Below are 19,342 nucleotides of genomic sequence, written 5' to 3' on the forward strand. Positions count from 1 at the left end.
CTATATTACCAGTACCCCTACCTACTGTCAAGTTACAGGTTCGTTTCCTTAGTCACTTCTTTGCGTGAATACATGCGGATTGGCTCAGATTTCAAAGCTTTCTTCTGAAAGAAATGTCGACTGCAGCTTTTTTTCGGGGAGAAGGAGGGACACATTCCATCTGCCGGAAATGTGCTTCTTGATCGAAGCATTTACGTCATCGATCGTGAGACGGTCTATCCGCGCAATCAAGTCTTCTAGAGAATCAGGCTTTCCGCAAATCACTACATCATCCAGGAATCTGCTGAGAGTCAGGAGTGTTCCTTCCGTGGACATCAGGAGTTTGCCCCTCGCCCTTTCTTTTCCGTAGTTGAACTGTGCTTCCGTTGCTCCATGGACGATCAGCCTATCCATTTCCTTTTTCAATGAGCTTACAAGATTATCGAGGTTCTTCGGACTTGTGGTGGCATTTATCATAATGGCTCCAGAATCAGAGTAAGAAACAAACTCCGAACTAATATTGTACACCATTCCCAGTTCTTCTCTAATGTTGTGAAAGAGTATGGAACTCATGCCACTGCCAAAGAGAGTGTTGAAAACCTTGAACGCATCAAAATCCGCTCTGTTTTTCCTGCCGGGGGCATCCCTCGTCAGCAAAATGTGAACCTGCTGAAGGTCCTTCCTTCTTTCGACAATCCAGAGAGGCTCGTCGGCAATCACCGGAGATTTCGCTGGAGATGTATGTCCGTTGCTCTTCATAGAGAGAAGTTTATCTTCCGCATTTCGCAGCAACTCATCGCCGTAATTACCTGAGACTGCAAAGATCGCGTTGTTAGCCACATAGTTTTGGCCGTAGAAGTTGGAGACTTTGCTCCTCTCCAGCCCTTCTATCGTTTCTTGATAACCAAGGATCGGCCTGCCAAAATCCCTATCCCAGACTTTTTCTATAGTCATGTCGTATATCCTGTCGTAGGGATCATCTTCTGCCGAGGCGATCTCCTCGAGAATAACTCCTCTCTCAAGATCAAGAGCCGCTTCATCGAAGCGAGGCGAAGTGATCAAATCAAAGAGAATTTCCAACGCTTCAGAAGCGCATGTATCTGGGACTTTCGCATAATATACTGTAGAGACTCTTCCGGTGTATGCGTTGAGACTGCCTCCGATTCTTTCGATTGGCTCCTTTATCTCAAAAGCGTTTCTTCTATGAGTTCCCTTGAAGAGAGCGTGTTCAATAAAATGAGAAACACCGCTGATGGAGTCTTCTTCATCAGCGGAGCCTACCTTCATTGCGAAAGCCATTGAGACGGTTCTCGTCTCTTCCTTTCGCTCTCCAATAATAACTGCACCATTTGGCAGTTCAAGATAGTGATTATTCATCAACTTCCTACTTTCTGTTTCGATCTCCTCGATTTCGGTCGTTTCTGGGACTAGGTCTTCTGTTGTCTCTACGCTTATCTTCGGTAACCTCTACACCTTCGAGTTTCAGACTTATCTTGCCCATTTGATCAGTCCCTGCAATCTCAACCGGAATAGTGTCTCCAACTTTGTGCTCTTTCAAGAAGTCCTTTCCGTTAGCGCCCATCTTCGAAATATGAAGAAGACCGGTCTTTCCCGGTGCAAGCTCTACAAAGAACCCGTAGGCTTCTGCTCTGGTAATCTTTCCCGTAAAGAGTTGTCCGGGTTTGACTTCAGATATTATCGCGTCAATGACCTTCTCAAGCTGGTCAAGCTTCTCTCTATTGCTTCCGACGATTTTCGCCTGGGACTTTTCGTCATCTATGAAGATAGTCGAGTCATACTCGCTAGAGAGTTTCTTTATTACCTTTCCTCCAGGTCCGATTATCTCTCCGATCTTCTCATATGGGAGGTTGATTGTTCTGATAATCGGAGCATAGTCAGAGACGAATTTCCTCGGTTCTGAGATAGCTTCATTCATAAGGTCAAGAATCTTCAACCTCGCAAGTCTCGCCTGGTCTAGTGCCTTTGTCATTATTTCGCTGGATACTCCCGAGACCTTGACGTCCATCTGGAAGGCTGTGATTCCGTCGCGTGTGCCTGTCACCTTGAAATCCATGTCACCCATGTGATCTTCATTTCCAAGAATATCGGTGAGAACGACGGTTTTCTCCGGTTCCTGAATCATACCCATTGCCACTCCCGCAACATGCTTTTCCATTGGAACTCCTGCAGCCATCAATGCCAGTGATCCAGAACATACCGTGGCCATCGAAGAGGAGCCATTCGATTCAAGAACTTCAGAGACAACCCTAATTGTGTAGGGGAAAGATTCACCTTTGGGAACGATGTTCTTGAGGGATCTCTCCGCCAGATGACCATGTCCTATTTCTCTCCGGCCGGGGCCGCGAAGCCTCTTGACTTCTCCTGTGCTGAAGGGAGGAAAATTGTAGTGAAGCATAAACGACTTAGAACCCTCTTCAAACATAGTATCGACGATCTGTTCATCCATCGTGGCTCCGAGAGTGACAATACCAAGACTCTGAGTTTCGCCTCTAGTAAAAAGAGCGGAACCATGAGCCCTTGGAAGAAGATCGAGTTCAATGGTGATTGGACGGATTTCGTTGTGTTTTCTGCCGTCCATCCTGACATCGTCTTCTATAACTCTCTTTCTCATAACTTCTTTCTCTATGTCGTGAAAGAGATCTTTTACAAAACCAGTATTCGCTTCGATCTCTTCTTCTGACCAAGTTTCCTTTGCCTTCTCAGTGAAGAGCTCGATCAGCTCGTCTCTGTATGTCTTCAGAGCTCTATCCTTGTTTTTCTTGCCGGAGGTTAGCATGATCTCGGCAAGCTTTTCTCTGTCCACCATTGCATTGAATGGTTCGAGGAAGCCCTCGGGAGCTACTGGAATTTCAGCTACCCACTTCTCTATCTCGAACTCGCTTATGATTTCCTTCTGAAAGGCCACAAGAGACTTAATCGCTTCATGAGCAGCTTCCAAAGCTCCAACCATAACTTCTTCGGAGACCTCTTTTGCCTCTCCTTCAACCATCGCGACTGCGTTCTCGGTTCCCGCAACTACTATATCGAGTTCTGATCTGTCAAGCTCTTCCGCGGAGGGGAAGATAACGTATTTTCCATCAATGTAGCCTACCTGAACTCCCGCAACGATTCCTTCGAAGGGAATAGGCGAAATATTCAGTGCCAGTGAAGAGGCCGTTATTCCCCAAATGTCGGGAGGATTATCAGGATCGGCCGAGAGAACGGTTATGATAACTTGGATCTCGTTTCTCATTCCATCGGGGAAGAGAGGCCTGATAGGTCTGTCAATTATCCGCGCAGAGAGAACCGCGTTGTCGCTAGGTCTACTCTCTCTTTTTAGAAACCCCCCCGGAATTTTTCCGGCGGCATAGAACTTCTCCTGATATTCAACAGTTAGCGGTAGAAAGTCAGTTCCGGGCATTGCCTTCTCATTTCCATTTACTGTAGTAAGCAAGACTGAATCGGCATATCTCAAAACAAAGGCACCGTCCGCCTGCTTAGCCATCTTCCCGTTTTCTATAACGAGTTTCTGGCCGAAGAATTCCCTTTCCCATCTCTTGTAACTCACAATAACACCTCTTTTTTCAATTCATCAAATAACCAATTATATCAGCTGTGTGAAATCCACGCAAAAAAGGAGCGGTATCCCGCTCCCGGCGATTTCTACTCTATCAACCTCTCAGCCCGAGTTTGCTTATCAGTTCAAGATATACTTCAGGCTTCTTGGTCTTTATGTATCTCAACATCTTTCTTCGTCTTCCGACAAGCTTTAGAAGTCCTCTTCTGGTATGAAAATCCTTTGGATGCTTCTTAAGATGCTCGGTAAGATGCCTGATTCTTGCAGTCAATATTGCAATCTGTACTTCGGTTGAACCGGAGTCGTTTTCGTGGATCTGGAATTCCTTTACCAATTCTTGTCTGTTGACTTCCATGTATCTGCCTCCTAATATAATCCTCATATCCAGGAATGGGCTGCGCCTCAAACCGAGAATAGGGCAAGGCAATTCTAAACCTATCAGGCATTATTGTCAACTCTCTCTCCGCCCAGGAAATCCGCTACCATCTTCTTTGCCGTCGGAGTAATTGCAATTCCTCCTCTGGCAGTCTCCTTAAGCTCTTCAGGCAATCTTCTTCCTACTCTTCCGAGAGAGTCTGCAACTTCTTCAAAGGGGATGGCAGACTTTATTCCGGCTAATGCAAGCTCCGCCGCGGTGAAGGCTATCGATACACCAAAAGCATTTCTCTTTACACATGGAATCTCTACGAAGCCACCAACAGGATCGCAGACTAGTCCTAGCAATGACTTCAGAGCGAGAGCGGGGGCGTTTTCTAGCGCGGAATAATCCTCAGGGTGGGTCGCATAGACAATAGCGACGGAAGCCATCGCAGTGGCAGTTCCAACTTCTGCCTGGCAGCCAGACATAGCGCCAGAAATCGATGCTCTTCTCCTGATTCTCTCCCCCACAGCTCCAGAAACAAGCAGTGCGTTTCCAAGGATGTCAAGATCAATGCTTCGATTCAGATGAAGAGAAAGGAGAGCTCCGGGGACCACTCCGCATGCTCCCGCGGTTGGACAAGCAACTATCTTTCCCATGCTTGCGTTGTGTTCTGACATCGAAAGAGCAATGCTTACTCCCGAGAAAACCAGCGGACTGAGAAATTCGGGCACATGACTTCTTGCCTTTGCATCATTATCTCCAACCCAGCCGGTAAGAGACTTCTCAGGCCTGTCGAGTCTGCTATGATAGGAACCCAGCATTTCTCTTACTAACTTTTTCGCAGTCTCTTCAGCAGCTTTCGGATCGTTCCCCGTATTCATCATATACCAATCGGAAACCACTTTATGTAGCGGAGTCCTCGAATCTTTTGCGGCCTTCACCAGGTCTTCGAATTTCATTATCATATCATTGAATCCAGCCTTTCAAGATAGGATACTTTCATGACTACCTTCAACCTCTTAATTACGCTGAGCAGACGGGCATCAGGTTCATTATCCAGTTCAACAACGCACAATGCCTCGCGCCTAAATGGATCGACTCGTGAGAGGAAGAGATTGCTGATATTCATGTCGCTTGATGAAATCTCCCCAACTATTTGTGACAGAGCCCCGGGAACATCTGCATTCAGAATCACCAGTGAGGGGTACTTTCCCGTGACATCGGTGTCAAAATCATCGATTGCAGTAATCTTAATTGAACCCCCACCAACAGACGCGCCGGTTACGCTCAGAAACATACCTCCTGCACTTCCGTTTATCCTAACTGTGTTTGGATGAAGATCGCCCATATCTTCTTCCTCAAATGTGAAGTAAATTCCCTTTTCTTTGGCAATCCGGAAGGAATCTCTTAGCTGCGGGTCGGACTCCTTTATTCCCATTATGCCGCCTATGAGGGCCCTATCGGTTCCGTGTCCCCTGAAGGTTGCATACAGGGGAGAATTGAGGACAAAACCAACTTCCGTAGGCGTTCTAGCAAAGAGGGATCTGAAGGCTCTGCCTAGCCTAGCCATACCTGCCGTATGAGAACTCGACGGACCGACAATTGCCGGCCCAATTATGTCTAGCAACATCTTTCTGCCTCCAATGAAAACGCGGAACCGAAACGGTTCCGCGTCACCGTATAAATAGGTCAAAGATTATAAAAGGAGCTCTTTCCTCTATACTCGGCCTGCTCACCAAGTTCTTCTTCAATCCTCAGAAGTTCGTTGTACTTTGCTATCCTATCCGTTCTTGAAGCAGAACCGGTCTTTATCATACCTGTATTAGCTGCGACGGCGAGATGAGAGATGAAAGTGTCTTCGGTCTCGCCTGAGCGATGAGAGATCACGCAAGTCATCCCGTGCTTTTGCGCATACTCTATTGTGTTTAGAGTCTCAGTAACGGATCCGATCTGATTCAACTTAATGAGGATCGAATTGGAGGATTTCTCCTTCACGCCTCTTTCGAGCCTCTTGATATTGGTCACGAAGAGATCGTCTCCGATTATTTGGACTTTATCACCAATCATTTCAGTCAATTTGGCAAAGCTCTGCCAGTCTTCTTCTGCAAATGGATCTTCCAAAGAGATTATTGGATATCTCTTTGTCAGATCTGAATAGTATTCTATTAGCTGGTCAGGAGTGAACTCCTTTCCATCGATATTGTATAGGCCCTTATCTTCATTGTAGAATTCGTTGGCTGCACTGTCGAGAGCGATCATCACTTCTTCCCCAGCCTTGTATCCCGCCGCGTCTATTGCATTGATGATGTACTTCAGCGCAGCTTCGTTGTTCTCAAAACTCGGAGCAAAACCGCCTTCATCACCTACTGCAGTTGAGTGCCCGCCATCCTTTAAGAGCTTCTTTAGATTATGGAAAATCTCTACTCCCGCTCTGAGGGCATCCTTGAAACGACTGAATCCTGCAGGAACTATCATGAACTCCTGTATATCAAGGTTGTTGTCGGCGTGTTTGCCGCCATTCACAATATTCATGAAAGGAATAGGAAGCGCTTTGGCATTGACGCCGCCAAGATACTTATAAAGCGGAGTATCTATGCTGTCGGCAGCGGCTCTGGCAACGGCCATTGATACTGCAAGTATCGCATTGGCCCCCAGCTTGTCCTTGTTTTCTGTTCCGTCAAGCTCAAGAAGAGCAGCATCCACGGTGATCTGGTCAAGTGCATTCATACCGACAATCTCTGGAGCTATCACTTCGTTAATATTCTCAACTGCCTTGAGGGTTCCCTTCCCGAGGAATCTTTTCTTATCCCCATCTCTGAGCTCAAGGGCCTCAAACTTGCCTGTTGACGCTCCCGAAGGGACGATTGCTCTTCCATGACCGCCGTCATCCAACCAGACTTCGGCTTCAACCGTAGGTGTTCCTCGTGAGTCCAGAACCTCTCTCGCTATTAGATCTACAATCTGAGCATACATTTTCCACCTCCACTAATCAGGTAAAACTACAGTACCTGTTTTCCCGCCAATTATAGCATCGAATAGATTGCCCTTGGTAAAGAAATCGATTACTCTGACTGGCAGGCCGTACCTTTGACAAATCGAAAAGGCTTCTATATCCATGATTTCAAATCTGCTCTTGATCGCCTCGGAAAATGTTGTTCTCTCAATTCTTCTGGCTTCTTCATTGGTTTTGGGGTCCTTATCATACACTCCGTCAACCTTTGTGCCTTTAATGAGAACGTCTGCTCCAATTTCCACCGCCCTTACTGCCGCGGCCGTGTCAGTTGTGAAGAACGGAAGGTATGTGCCCCCGCCAAATACAACAATCTTTCCCGTGCTAAGGGCATCTTCTATTGTATCGTACCTGTGCTCGATAAGAGACGGAATTCCTGCAACCGAAGAAATCGCAATCGCTTCAAACCCATTCATGCAGAGAGATTCCTTCAGGTAGAGTGAATTCATTATTGTGCCAAGAATCCCCAGTTCGTCGGCTCTCGAGCTTCTCATTTTGGAAAGCTCGCGACCCCTTATAATATTGCCTGCTCCGATAACTATCGCGAGCTGAATCCCCTTTTCAACTACAGGTCGGAGCTCTTCGATAAGAAATGCAGTTCTGTCTGAATCAAATCCTCTCGCACCTTCTCCGCTCAAGACCTCGCCGCTGAGTTTCAAGAGTACTCTCCTATACATAAGCACCTCCAATAAAAAAGGTGAGCACCGGGCTCACCTTCCTAACTCAGTTTTCTGACTCTCCGACTTGCCAGCGGACGAATCTGCTGACCTTGATGTTCTCTCCGGTCTTCGCAATAAGCTCAATAAGAAGATCATTTATCGTTTTCCCGCTTTCAAATACGTACTCCTGTTCGAGAAGACAGTTGTCTTTGTAGAAACTCTCGAGCTTGCTCTCAACAATTCTTTCAACAATATTGGCGGGCTTTCCGCTTTCTTTCATCTGCTCTGCATATATTTCCTTTTCTTTATCAATGACTTCTTGAGGCACGTGTTCTCGGGAGATGAATCTGGCTCCCATTGCTGCAAGCTGAAGAGAAATCTTATGCGCGAGTTCTTTGAATTCTTCCATTCTTGCCACAAAGTCTGTTACGCAGTTTAGCTCAAGTAGCACGCCGAGCTTGCCATTGTGATGAATATAAGAGTAAACGAGTCCCTCGGCCGTCTCTCTTCCCGAAACCTTATCTGCCTTGAGTATACCCTTCTTTCTCAGATAGTCCTTTGCCTGGTCGAAATCACCATCTGTTTCGACTAATGCTCTCTTGCAATCCATCATGCCTGCTTGAGTGGCATCACGGAGCTTTTTTACCATATCACTGGTAATATTTGCCATCTTTTAAGTCCTCCTCCACTAAAACTCCAAGGAAAATTATAACTCAGTTGAGCCGACATTAATTTCCGCGATGTTAAGTCATCTTCCGAGTTTCTTTCTGAACTCTTCTCGTACGCAGGGCGGAACCCATTTTGAAATATCTCCCCCGAACGCCGCAATCTCCCTCACCATGGACGAAGATATGAAGGAGTTTGTGGTCTCAGTCATGAGAAAGAGGGTTTCAAGTTCAGGAAGCATTGCTTTGTTCGCGTGGGCCATCTGAAGTTCTAACTCAAAGTCAGACACAGCCCTAAGACCACGAATGACTACCTTAACATCATTTTCTCTGGCAAAATCAACGAGTAGACCGCTGTGAGTTGTTATCGTAACGTTTCTTAGATGAGACACTCCCCTTCTAACCATCCCAATTCTTTCTTCATGATTGAAGAAGTGTCTCTTGTTAACGTTTTCCATAACCAGTACAACAACTTCGTCGAAGATTTCGCTACACCTTTCGACTAGATCTATGTGTCCATACGTTATGGGATCGAAAGAACCGGGATAAACGGCTTTCATCTTCAAATAGCGCCAAGTCACTCCGGTCATTTGGAGACAGGCGCCCCTCCTTTCATAGTCTGCTACTCAGGGTTCTCAGATATTTTATAGGGCCCCGGGGGAGTCTCGCTAATCTTGTCGCCGTAAATAAGAAGATTTTCAAGCGTCATGGAACCCAATTCCCTCATCATTGCGTTATATAATTTAAACCATACATACTTTACGGTGCAGTCGGGATCTTCAAGGCACTTGCCGTTCTGCTGAAGACAGGCATACGAGTTCATTGGTCGGTCGAGTTTGAGTATCACGTCTCTCAGAAGAATCTCATTGGCCGGTCTTGCCAAACAGTATCCTCCGTATCTGCCTCTTACTGCCTTTATTATTCCCGCCTGTCTCAACTCTCCGAAGATCTTCTCCAAGAAGTCTCTTGGGATCTCATTACCCTGAACGATCTCCACAAGCGAGAGCTTTTCCTTTCCTTCGCGCGCCGACTTCGCCATCTTATAAAGCGCTCTCAGTGCATAACTGCTCTTCAGCGTAAAACCCATTTCAAACCTCCTCTAAACTCTCTTCCCCGGAAGATAGAAGAGCGTTCACAAATTCCCTGCTGTCGAAAGGCTTCAAGTCGTCTTCTCTCTCTCCGACGCCTATGTATCTCACCGGTATTCCGAGTTCCTTGACGATTGCAAAGATTATTCCTCCCTTTGCCGTGCCATCGAGTTTAGTTAGCACAATTCCGGTAACGTCGACTGCCTCTTTGAACTTCTTTGCTTGCACCAGGCCATTCTGTCCAGTAGTAGCATCCAGAACAAGCAAAACTTCACTCGGAGCTCCGGGTGATGCCTTTCCGATCACTCTATGCACTTTCCTCAGTTCTTCCATCAGATTGCTTCGAGTATGCAATCTCCCCGCAGTGTCGATTATGACGATATCTTTCCCTTTGCTCACCGCATGACTTATCGCATCGAAAGCAACCGCAGCTGAGTCTGCTCCTTGACCCTGGCTGATGAAATCAACATTCGCCCTCTCACTCCAGATTCTCAGCTGTTCAACCGCAGCTGCTCTGAACGTATCACAAGCTGCAAGTACAACTTTGTTTCCTTTTCCGGAGTAAAGCTTCGAAAGCTTTCCTATTGTCGTGGTCTTTCCTGTTCCGTTTACACCTACCACAGAGACCACGTACGGTTTTGCCTGTGGAACTTCAAATGGTATGTCAAGAATTTCTATCAGCACTTCCTTCAGTACCTCTACGGGCTCTCTACCTTTCTCGGTTCTCTCTCTCAGAGCTTCAATTACCTCTTCGACAGTTTCGGAGCCCATATCTGATAGTATAAGAAGCTCCTCTATTTCTTCAATAGCATCTGCATCAAGCGTTTCGAGAGAGAGGAGCTTCTTCACTCTCTTGAAGAAACTTTCTCTTGTTTTCTTTAGGCTATCCTTTAATTCAGAAAAGATACCCATCATTCGTTCCCCAATATGCTAACTGGTTTATACACTGACAACTCTTTCCTTATTTCCTCGAGAAGAAGGTCGAATCCTTCTTGGATACTGACTTCTAGCGGTTTCTTTTCAGTTCTGGCTTTGACCTCAACAATGCCCTGTTGAAGTTTCTTTCCCAGAGTCACTCTAATGGGAATCCCAATAAGATCGGCATCCTTGAACTTCATTCCAGGAGAGATCTCTCTGTCGTCAAGGAGAACATCGTAGCCCTCCTTAATTAGAAGCCCATATATTTCCTCAGATTTCTTCAAGACATCAGGATCCTTAGCATTTACGGCAGTTATTATGATTTCAAATGGAGTGACAGACAGAGGCCAGATTATTCCGTTTTCATCGTGCAACTGTTCAACTACAGCACTTATTGTTCGCGAGACTCCCCACCCATAACAGCCCATGATATAATGAATACTATTACCCTGATCATCGGTAACATATCCGTTCATTTTCTCCGAATACTTGGTTCCAAGCTTGAAGATGTGTCCCACCTCTATGCCTTTCACGGACTTCATAGGGATTCCGCACTTAGGACACGGATCTCCCTCTGTCACCATTTTCAAATCATGCCAGGAGTCTATCTCGAAATCGCGGCCGGGAAGAACTCCATGGTAATGGTACCCTTCCTTCAGAGCCCCACAAACGGCATTCTTCAGTCCTTTAATTGTTTTGTCCGCGATTATTGTAATGTTCTTGTTAAGCCCTATTGGGCCTACAAATCCTATCGGTACACCCAGCAGGTCCATCACTTCCTGTGGCGTTGCCATTACTAGCGTTTGATCCTCAAGAGAAGCCCTAAGTTTCGACTCGTTGAACTCTTCGTTTCCGCGAATCAAAGCCATATAATAGCCCTTTCTACCTTTATATATAAGGGATTTGACGATTTCCTTTGGAGTTACACTAAGACACTCCGCCACTTCATCGACGGTTCTCGAGTTTGGAGTTGGCACCAGCTGCAGCTCTGAGATCATTCTCTCCTGAGATTCCTCTTCGAAAAGGTATTCGGCCTTTTCGTCGGAGGCCGCATAACCGCAGTCGCAATATAGCAGTGTCGATTCTCCGTAGTCCGCGAGAACGTTGAACTCGTGAGACTCGTTACCTCCAATTGCGCCTGAATCGGCTTCAACAACCAGAAATTCGAGTCCTATTCTCTCCAAGATCTTGCTATACGCTCCATAAAACTGTCTATATGTTTCGTCAAGAGAAGTCCATGAATCGTGAAAACTGTAGGCATCCTTCATCAGGAACTCTCTTGATCTCATGAGGCCGAATCTCGGGCGAATTTCATCTCTATACTTCATCGCGATTTGATAGAGTGAAACAGGGAGCTGCTTGTACGACTTGAGTTCATTTCTAAGCAAATGAGTGATGATTTCTTCGTGAGTTGGCCCTAGCGTGAAGAACCTCTCGTGCCTGTCCTGCATTCTCATCATTTCGGGGCCATAGTCGTCCCATCTGCCCGTCTCGTGCCATAATTCTGCCGGCTGTATGATTGGCATCAGAATCTCTTGAGAACCGATTGCGTTCATCTCTTGACGAACGATCTCTTCAATCTTCTTAAGAACCAGGAGACCAAGCGGAAGGAATGAATAGATACCGGCAGCAACTTTTCTGACAAATCCACCTCTGACAAGAAGTTTAATACTTACTAGGTCGGCATCGGCCGGAGCATCTCTTAATGTTGGAGCATAAAGCCGTGAAAACCTCATCAGATCTCTCCTCTCGAAATTCAGCTAATCAGGACTAATTCAGTGAGATTATAGCATAGTTCCTGCAAGCTGTTTGACGTTTTGATATAATAAAGTATATGACTTATAAGGAGGACGAGCATGAGTATTTCTGTACTTCAAGAAGAGCTCAGGGAATATGTTGAAAACGTAAAGAGAGCTGCTCGTTTCATTGAAAAGGAAGTTGAGCTGAAGCCAAAAGTTGCAGTGATTCTTGGCAGTGGGCTTGGAGATGTTTCTAATAGTCTTGAGAACGCAGTATCAATTCCTTACGATGAGATTCCCGGCTTCCCGTTGTCAACTGCTCCCGGTCATAAGGGCGAGCTAACTTTCGGGAATGCCCTCCACCACAATGTGATGCTTATGAATGGACGTTTTCATTTTTACGAAGGTTACTCCATGAAAACTGTGACTTTTCCAATAAGGATAATGCAAGAACTGGGTGTAGAAGTACTTCTGATCACCAATGCTTCGGGCGGTCTGAACCCTGATTTCGAGGTGGGGAGAGTCATGCTGATAAAAGACATCATCAACTTCATGGGCGACAATCCTCTTATAGGTCAAAATGTCGATGAATGGGGTCCACGCTTCCCGGACATGAGTGAGCCGATAGACAAAGATCTGTTGGACAAGGCGCTAATTTCTGCCAAAGAGCTTGGTATAGGTGTCTATGAAGGAGTTTATGTAGGTGTGGCAGGTCCGAATTTTGAGACTCCTGCGGAACTCAGAATGCTGAGACGATTCGGTGCGGATTCTGTCGGCATGTCGACCGTACCGGAAGTTATAGTAGCACGTCACGCAGGTATCAGGGTGCTCGGCCTTTCTGCGATATCGGACAGAGCCGTTCCGGACGATTTGAAGCCTCTTACAGCCGAGGAAGTCCTTGAAATGGCTAAGAGAGCAGAAAGCGATATAAGTAAGCTGATACTTAAGACTTTGGAAAAAATATAGGGAGAGACAATCTCTCTCCCCTGGTGGGTGCGGTAGGGATTGAACCTACGGCCTCTTCCTCGTCAAGGAAGCGCTCTTCCACTGAGCTACGCACCCGAACAAGATTGATTCTACCATCGTCTTAAGAGCGTTGTCAATACAATAAGTCGTGAAGTTGATTTGGATTACGAAATAATACGTACAGGTTAACGACATTTTGAATTTATAGGCTCCATAGATTATAATTGTGCTATCACACTCATCTCTATTTTGAAAGGGGGCAACATTAGTGAAAAAGATTTTGCTGGTAACACTTACTATGCTTTTCTTAGCGTTTACTGCGTTTGCAAGCGACCCAGAAACATTTGTTACCCTAACCATCAGCGAGCCAGAGACACTAGATCCCCTGCAGTCTTACGATACTGCAAGTGGTGAGGCAATTCAGAACCTCTATGACAACTTGATTCAGTACGATGGACAGTCCATGAGCGAGTTCCTCCCTATGATCTCCACAGAAGTACCATCGGTGGAAAATGGACTTCTCTCTGCGGATGGAAGAGTCTATACTTTTCCGATAAGGGAAGGTGTCAAGTTCCATACCGGAAACACACTTACTCCGGAAGATGTTGAGTACTCCTTCGAAAGATACATCCTTGGAGATCCATCGGGTGGGCCTCACTGGATGATTATCGAAGCTTTTACCGGCGCCAATTTCGCAAGCATTGAAGACTTGTTCGAAGATTACGCTGGGATGCCCTATTCGGAGGCTGTGGATGTTGACAGGAACCCGACGTCTGAAGAAGCTAGGGCAAAGCTGATCTCTTTCTATGAGGAAGTCGTAGATCCTCTAGTGGAGGTTGTAGACAATACTGTGGTCTTCACTCTTGAAAGCGCATTTGCTCCATTCATGAACATCATCTCGCACTTCGGCTCTTGGTCCGCTATTGTAGATTCGAAAACAGTCAAGGAACTCGGTGGCTGGGACGGAAATGCAGATGGCTGGTGGAAATGGCATGATCTTGAGGTTGAGGAATGTGTATTGCATAACTTCGATGCGGGATCAGGTCCATTCAAGCTTGTTGAATGGGACAGGGCACAGCAGAAGGTAATACTTGAAAGATTTGACGATTACTGGGCAGGCCCCGCAAAGCTGAAGACAGTCGTTATTTGGGGTGTTGATGAATTCTCCACAAGGAAGGCAATCTTTGAAGCCGGTGACGCAGACATTGTGTATTTTCCTGCACAGTATCTTGATCAAGCCAGAGCACTTGAGGCTCAGGGCAAAGCGATAGTCACTCTAGGTTATCCTCAGGCAACCATTACTTCGCTCCACTTCAACTGGCTTGTGGTTGAAGGCAGCGAATATGTTGGCAGTGGGAAGCTTGATGGGAAAGGCATTCCGAGAGATTTCTTCTCCGATATTCATGTGAGAAGGGCCTTCACACATGCCTTCGATGCGGTTACATTTATCGAAGAAGTAGCAATGGGTCAGGGAAGACTTGTTCCCACAGACCTCCCCGAAGGATTCCTCGGTTTCGATGAGACCCTACCCCTTACCGAATTCAATCTAGCGAAGGCAGCTGCAGAATTCAAGCTTGCCTGGGGCGGAGAAGTCTGGGAAAAAGGCTTCACGATGCAGCTGATGTACAACACTGGTAATGAAGCCAGGCAGACTGCTTGTGAAATGCTTGCCTACTTCGTAAACTCGCTGAATCCGAAGTTCAAAATAACGACACTAGGCGTTCAGTGGCCGACGTACCTCAGCACTTATCAGAATGGATTGCTTCCTGCATTTGTAATAGGTTGGCAGGCGGATTATCCCGATCCCCATAACTTCATTGCTACCTACTACGCAAGCAATGGCGTTTATGGCAAACCTCAGGGAGAGCTTTATCAGGAATGGGCAAGAGAAAATGTTGATGAGATGATCAGTGCTGCAATCAAGTCAACTGACCTTAATGAACGAGAGGAACTCTACAAAGAAATCCAGAGAAGAGTCATTGACGCAGTTGTTGGATTGCCTATTTATCAGCCTACAGGTATCAACGTAAGAGCACCATGGGTTGAGGGTTGGTATCCGATGCCCGTCAGATCCAATTACTACTACTATCATCTTTCCAAGAGCAACTAAATGAACAGTTAGCTTTTGAGAGCCGGGAGTTTGTCGCCCGGCTCTTTTTTTGAGAAGAAATTTGGACTATAATTGGAAATGCAATCTCTTTTGGTAAGAGGGGTGATACTCAGGTGACTGCTTACATAATCAGACGGCTCCTACTTATGCCGCTTATACTGATAGGCGTGACTTTGTTAATTTTCTCAATGATCTGGGCGCTGGGACCTGACAGACTTCTAGCTTCGTACATAAAGAGTCCTGAAGCACTTAAGACTCCGGATGCAGCGGAGAGACTCATCAGAAAGTATGGTTTGGATGAACCGATGCCTGTCCAGTATATCAAATGGCTTGGTAACATTCTGCAGGGCGATTTCGGTTATTCAATGGTGGGTAAGAAGGGCGTACTTCCAGCCATGCTTGAGCGTTTCCCGCATACTTTGGAGTTGACTATTTATGCGATTATTCCAGTAATATTGGTGGCAATATGGTTGGGAGTGATCTCTGCGGTTCATCAAAACAAGTTCATTGACCAGTTCATTAGGGTAGTTGCTCTAATAGGTTGGTCACTTCCCGATTTTGTCTTTGGACTCTTGTTGCTTATGCTTTTTTACTCAGTTCTGGGGTGGTTCCCGCCAGGAATGGCCAGCACTCAGTTTGATCTTGTGATGCGAGGCGCGGATTGGAAGACAATTACTTCAATGACTACGTTTGACGCGTTGTTGAATGGAAGATTCGATATATTTGTTGATGCGTTGCGTCACATCTTTCTCCCTGTGCTGACTCTAGCGTATTTGTGGTGGGCGTATCTTCTAAGAATTACGAGATCAAGTATGCTCGAAGTTCTCAGAAAAGACTACATAAGGACCGCAAGAGCAAAGGGAGTATCTGAAAAAGTGGTAATCAAGAAGCACGCAAGGAAGAATGCGTTAATTCCTGTCATAACAGTTTCCGGGGCGTCGATAATAGGGCTTCTTGGCGGTACTGTATTCGTTGAAACAATCTTCTCACGAGTCGGAATGGGTAGGTTCCTTGCCGATGCTGCAAGCCTTTTGGATTACTGGTCAATAATTGGCGGAGCTCTGTTCTTCTCATTTATTATGGTTGTTGGCAATCTGGTTGTTGATATCTCTTACGCCCTTGTTGACCCGAGAATAAGGCTAGAGTGAGGGGGAAGCTATTGATGCCTGCAAAGAGAAAGAGTGAATTCAGAAAGATAATGAAGAAATATTGGACAAACGGAACGGCAGTTCTTGGTACTTGTCTGCTGATCTTCTTCATAATCATAGCGATCTTTGCCCCTCAGATTGCTGGTGTTAATGAAATGGGTGACAATTACCAGATTCCAAGAGTTTCGTGGTCGTCGAAACCGATAGCTCCTTCAGCCGAACACCCGTTTGGGGTTATCGGTGGAAGAGATGTTTTCTATGGTGTTGTCTGGGGAACTAGAACTGCATTTAGACTGGGTCTAATCATAACAGGCTTTGCATCTTTGATTGGAGTCATTGTGGGATCTATAGCCGCATACTTTGGTGGTTGGGTCGATGAAATCCTCATGAGGATAACGGATATATTCTTGTCGATTCCCTTCCTGGTTGCTGCAATGGTTATGACAACGATTCTGGGCAAGGGTCTAGACAAAGTTATAATTGCTTTGATAATCTTCGGTTGGATGAGCACAGCGCGTCTTATTAGGGGAAATATCCTTCAAGCGAGAGAAGAGCAATATGTGCTCGCAGCAAAAGCTCTTGGACAGAAGGATTGGAAGATTATTATCAAGCATATCCTTCCAAACACGATCTTTCCGGTTGTCGTTCAGATGTCAATGAGAATAGGTTCTTATGTTATTACTGCAGCAGGATTGAGCTTCCTAGGGGTTGGGGCAGAACCGGGTTATGCCGACTGGGGAACGATACTTTCCTATTCAAGGAACTGGATGACGATGCTTGACCAGTCATGGTTTGCAATTGTCTTCCCCGGTACTGCCATGGTGCTCTTCGTTCTTGCATGGAACCTTGTCGGAGATGCGCTTAGGGATATCTTCGACCCGAGAATGAGAAGCTAAGGAGGTTTGAGTCATGGATGAGAAGAAAGCACTGTTGCAGGTTGAAGATTTGAGAACCTATTTTCACACAGAGGATGGAATCGTGAAAGCCGTCGATGGAGTGACGTTCGAGGTCTTTCCCGGAGAGACGCTTGGAATCGTCGGTGAATCTGGCTGCGGAAAGAGTGTCACCTCTCTTTCGATAATGAGACTTCTTGACGAGAAGGGGGAAATTGCAGGCGGTAAGATAATCTTCGACGACCAAGATGTAATGGCGATTCCGGAATCCAAGATGATGAAGATCAGGGGAAACGATATGGCTATGATTTTTCAGGAACCCATGACGGCTCTGAATCCGGTTTTCACGATAGGATTCCAGATAATGGAAGCTATCTTGCTTCATCAGGATGTTGACGAAAAGAAGGCCCGGAAAATGGCAATAGATATGCTTAAGAAGGTTGGAATTCCCGAACCTGAAAAGCGGATCGATGAATATCCCCACGAACTCTCTGGAGGGATGCGCCAAAGAGCTATGATAGCGATGTCTCTATCCTGTAATCCCAAACTGCTTTTCGCAGATGAGCCCACGACTGCTCTTGACGTGACTATTCAGGCGCAGATACTTGAGCTCATGAAGTCTCTTCAGGATCAGTATGGTATGGCTCTAGTAATGATTACTCATGACCTGGGAGTCATTGCCGAGATGGCCCAGAGAGTCGTAGTGATGTACGCCGGAAAGGTTGTTGAATATGCCGACGTTCATACCCTATTCAAAAATCCAAGGCATCCATACACCTGGGGGCTAATGAATGCGATTCCCAAGCTGGATGAAGATAAAGAGGTTCTCTATAACATTCCCGGTGTCGTTCCTGACCCTCTTGATTTCCCGGACGGATGCAGGTTCAATACGAGATGCCCTCTCGCTACCGATAAGTGCCGAAAGGAAGAGCCGCCACTGGTAGAGGTAGAAAACGAACACACTGCTGCCTGCTGGCATATCGATAAGCTCATTGAAACTATCAAGGTATCTAGGGCAGGTGAGACTGCATGAGTAAATCCAGCGAAAGCAAACTGCTTCTCAGATCAGACAGACTAATAAAATATTTTCCAGTAAAAGCAGGAGTCTTCAGAAGAGTTGTTGATCAGGTGAAGGCCGTGGATGACGTCAGTTTCAATGTATATGAGAAGGAGACACTTGGGCTAGTCGGAGAGTCAGGTTGTGGAAAGACAACTGCCGGGATGACTGTTCTAAGATTATATGAGCCGACCTCGGGAAGAATAATCGTTGGAGACGAAGATACGACGCATTTCTTCATGCCGGCTTTGAAGGCAAGAAAGTACCTGAAAAGTACGTATATTGATAAATTCGTCGATTTGAAAGCAAAGGCAGGGACGGTTGAGGGTGCCCTTAGCTCTATTGAAGATGAGTTCGATAAGAGTATGGCTGAGAAGTATTTCAAAGAGTTCAATGAAGACAGGAGTGAGTTCATCAAGAGTCTTCTGGGAAATAGAGAAGAGAAGAGGAAGGCTTTTAGAAGAGATGCTCAGATTATCTTCCAGGATCCCTTTTCTTCGCTTAATCCAAGAATGAGGGTTAAGAACATAATCGGCGAGGGAGCAAGAATTCATGGTCTTGCAACCGGCCGTGACGTTCTGGACAAAGTCGCCGATATTATGACAAAAGTCGGTCTGTCAAAGGATCATATGTCGAGGTTCCCTCATGAGTTCAGCGGCGGGCAGCGACAGAGGATAGGAGTTGCCAGGGCGCTAATTCTGAATCCAAGGCTTATTGTATGCGACGAGGCCGTCTCCGCGCTTGACGTTTCGATTCAAGCCCAGATTCTAAATCTTCTAAGTGATCTTCAAAAGGAGTTCGGACTTACATACCTGTTTATTGCACACGATCTTGGAGTCGTGAAGCATGTAAGCAAGCGCGTTGCCGTTATGTACCTCGGAAAGATAGGCGAGCTATCAGACAAGAAGAAATTATTCGATAACCCTCTCCATCCGTACACGGTCTCTTTGATGTCTGCAATTCCCGAGGCTAACCCTGAAAAGAAGAAACAAAGAATACTTCTCGAAGGGGACGTTCCCAGCCCAATAAATCCACCCTCTGGCTGTAGATTTCATCCGAGATGTCCGATAGCGAAGGACGTTTGCTCAAAGGAAGAACCCAAGCTTCAGGACGTAGGTGGAGGGCATTTCGTGTCCTGTTTCTTCCCTGGAGAACTGAAGAGAGGTTTATGA

The 19,342-nt window shown here is 46.1% G+C and carries 18 protein-coding genes and 1 tRNA gene; 6 read left to right on the plus strand and 13 right to left on the minus strand.

The window, feature by feature from the left end; translation table 11 throughout:
- Window positions 1–84: 84 nt before the first annotated feature.
- From RJ60_RS00670 to RJ60_RS00725, 12 genes are all read right to left on the minus strand, one after another.
- On the minus strand, window positions 85–1,356 hold the full coding sequence (locus RJ60_RS00670; protein WP_103133793.1) for a pitrilysin family protein: 1,272 nt from the start codon (window positions 1,354–1,356) through the stop codon (window positions 85–87).
- A gap of 7 nt (window positions 1,357–1,363) precedes the next feature.
- Window positions 1,364–3,547: a polyribonucleotide nucleotidyltransferase gene (locus tag RJ60_RS00675; protein WP_103133794.1), complete on the minus strand. Its 2,184-nt coding sequence runs from the start codon at window positions 3,545–3,547 to the stop codon at window positions 1,364–1,366.
- A gap of 103 nt (window positions 3,548–3,650) precedes the next feature.
- Window positions 3,651–3,911, minus strand: a complete 261-nt coding sequence (rpsO, locus tag RJ60_RS00680; protein WP_099829023.1) for a 30S ribosomal protein S15 — start codon at window positions 3,909–3,911, stop codon at window positions 3,651–3,653.
- Window positions 3,912–3,994: 83 nt separating this feature from the next.
- A complete protein-coding gene (locus RJ60_RS00685) occupies window positions 3,995–4,882 on the minus strand; it encodes an L-serine ammonia-lyase, iron-sulfur-dependent, subunit beta (protein WP_103133795.1) in 888 nt (295 codons plus the stop codon).
- Window positions 4,879–5,547: a serine dehydratase beta chain gene (locus RJ60_RS00690; RefSeq protein ID WP_103133796.1), complete on the minus strand. Its 669-nt coding sequence runs from the start codon at window positions 5,545–5,547 to the stop codon at window positions 4,879–4,881. Before RJ60_RS00690 ends, RJ60_RS00685 begins: the two co-directional genes overlap by 4 nt.
- A gap of 59 nt (window positions 5,548–5,606) precedes the next feature.
- On the minus strand, window positions 5,607–6,890 hold the full coding sequence (gene eno / locus RJ60_RS00695) for a phosphopyruvate hydratase (protein ID WP_103133797.1): 1,284 nt from the start codon (window positions 6,888–6,890) through the stop codon (window positions 5,607–5,609).
- Between the two features lie 12 nt (window positions 6,891–6,902).
- Window positions 6,903–7,604, minus strand: a complete 702-nt coding sequence (locus tag RJ60_RS00700; protein ID WP_103133798.1) for a uridine monophosphate kinase — start codon at window positions 7,602–7,604, stop codon at window positions 6,903–6,905.
- 46 nt (window positions 7,605–7,650) lie between these two features.
- Entirely contained in the window at window positions 7,651–8,256 is a 606-nt protein-coding gene (tsf, locus tag RJ60_RS00705) for a translation elongation factor Ts (protein ID WP_103133799.1), read from the minus strand.
- A 78-nt stretch (window positions 8,257–8,334) separates the two neighbouring features.
- A complete protein-coding gene (gene coaD, locus RJ60_RS00710; protein WP_099829134.1) occupies window positions 8,335–8,811 on the minus strand; it encodes a pantetheine-phosphate adenylyltransferase in 477 nt (158 codons plus the stop codon).
- Window positions 8,812–8,873: 62 nt separating this feature from the next.
- Window positions 8,874–9,338 (minus strand): Rrf2 family transcriptional regulator, encoded by a 465-nt coding sequence (locus RJ60_RS00715; RefSeq protein WP_103133800.1) that lies wholly within the window; start codon window positions 9,336–9,338, stop codon window positions 8,874–8,876.
- A gap of 1 nt (window position 9,339) precedes the next feature.
- Window positions 9,340–10,251 carry a signal recognition particle-docking protein FtsY gene (ftsY, locus tag RJ60_RS00720; protein WP_103133801.1) on the minus strand — a complete coding sequence of 304 codons (912 nt, stop codon included), beginning with the start codon at window positions 10,249–10,251 and terminating at the stop codon, window positions 9,340–9,342.
- Complete coding sequence (locus RJ60_RS00725) at window positions 10,251–11,993, minus strand: proline--tRNA ligase (protein ID WP_103133802.1); 1,743 nt, start codon at window positions 11,991–11,993, stop codon at window positions 10,251–10,253. The genes ftsY and RJ60_RS00725 overlap by 1 nt, the downstream gene beginning before the upstream one ends.
- A gap of 120 nt (window positions 11,994–12,113) precedes the next feature.
- Between RJ60_RS00725 and RJ60_RS00730 the strand changes: the two genes are divergently transcribed.
- Window positions 12,114–12,962: a purine-nucleoside phosphorylase gene (locus RJ60_RS00730; protein ID WP_103133803.1), complete on the plus strand. Its 849-nt coding sequence runs from the start codon at window positions 12,114–12,116 to the stop codon at window positions 12,960–12,962.
- A 21-nt stretch (window positions 12,963–12,983) separates the two neighbouring features.
- Here RJ60_RS00730 and RJ60_RS00735 read toward each other — a convergent pair.
- Window positions 12,984–13,058, minus strand: a tRNA-Val gene (locus RJ60_RS00735).
- 172 nt (window positions 13,059–13,230) lie between these two features.
- Here RJ60_RS00735 and RJ60_RS00740 point away from each other — a divergent pair.
- From RJ60_RS00740 to RJ60_RS00760, 5 genes are all read left to right on the plus strand, one after another.
- Window positions 13,231–15,072 carry an ABC transporter substrate-binding protein gene (locus RJ60_RS00740; RefSeq protein ID WP_103133804.1) on the plus strand — a complete coding sequence of 614 codons (1,842 nt, stop codon included), beginning with the start codon at window positions 13,231–13,233 and terminating at the stop codon, window positions 15,070–15,072.
- Between the two features lie 113 nt (window positions 15,073–15,185).
- Window positions 15,186–16,220 (plus strand): ABC transporter permease, encoded by a 1,035-nt coding sequence (locus RJ60_RS00745; protein WP_103133805.1) that lies wholly within the window; start codon window positions 15,186–15,188, stop codon window positions 16,218–16,220.
- 14 nt (window positions 16,221–16,234) lie between these two features.
- Window positions 16,235–17,116: an ABC transporter permease gene (locus RJ60_RS00750; RefSeq protein ID WP_099829035.1), complete on the plus strand. Its 882-nt coding sequence runs from the start codon at window positions 16,235–16,237 to the stop codon at window positions 17,114–17,116.
- A 13-nt stretch (window positions 17,117–17,129) separates the two neighbouring features.
- Window positions 17,130–18,146: an ABC transporter ATP-binding protein gene (locus RJ60_RS00755; protein ID WP_103133806.1), complete on the plus strand. Its 1,017-nt coding sequence runs from the start codon at window positions 17,130–17,132 to the stop codon at window positions 18,144–18,146.
- A complete protein-coding gene (locus RJ60_RS00760; RefSeq protein ID WP_103133807.1) occupies window positions 18,143–19,342 on the plus strand; it encodes an ABC transporter ATP-binding protein in 1,200 nt (399 codons plus the stop codon). Before RJ60_RS00755 ends, RJ60_RS00760 begins: the two co-directional genes overlap by 4 nt.

This window comes from Mesotoga sp. B105.6.4 (genome assembly GCF_002896535.1).
Taxonomy (GTDB): Bacteria; Thermotogota; Thermotogae; order Petrotogales; family Kosmotogaceae; genus Mesotoga.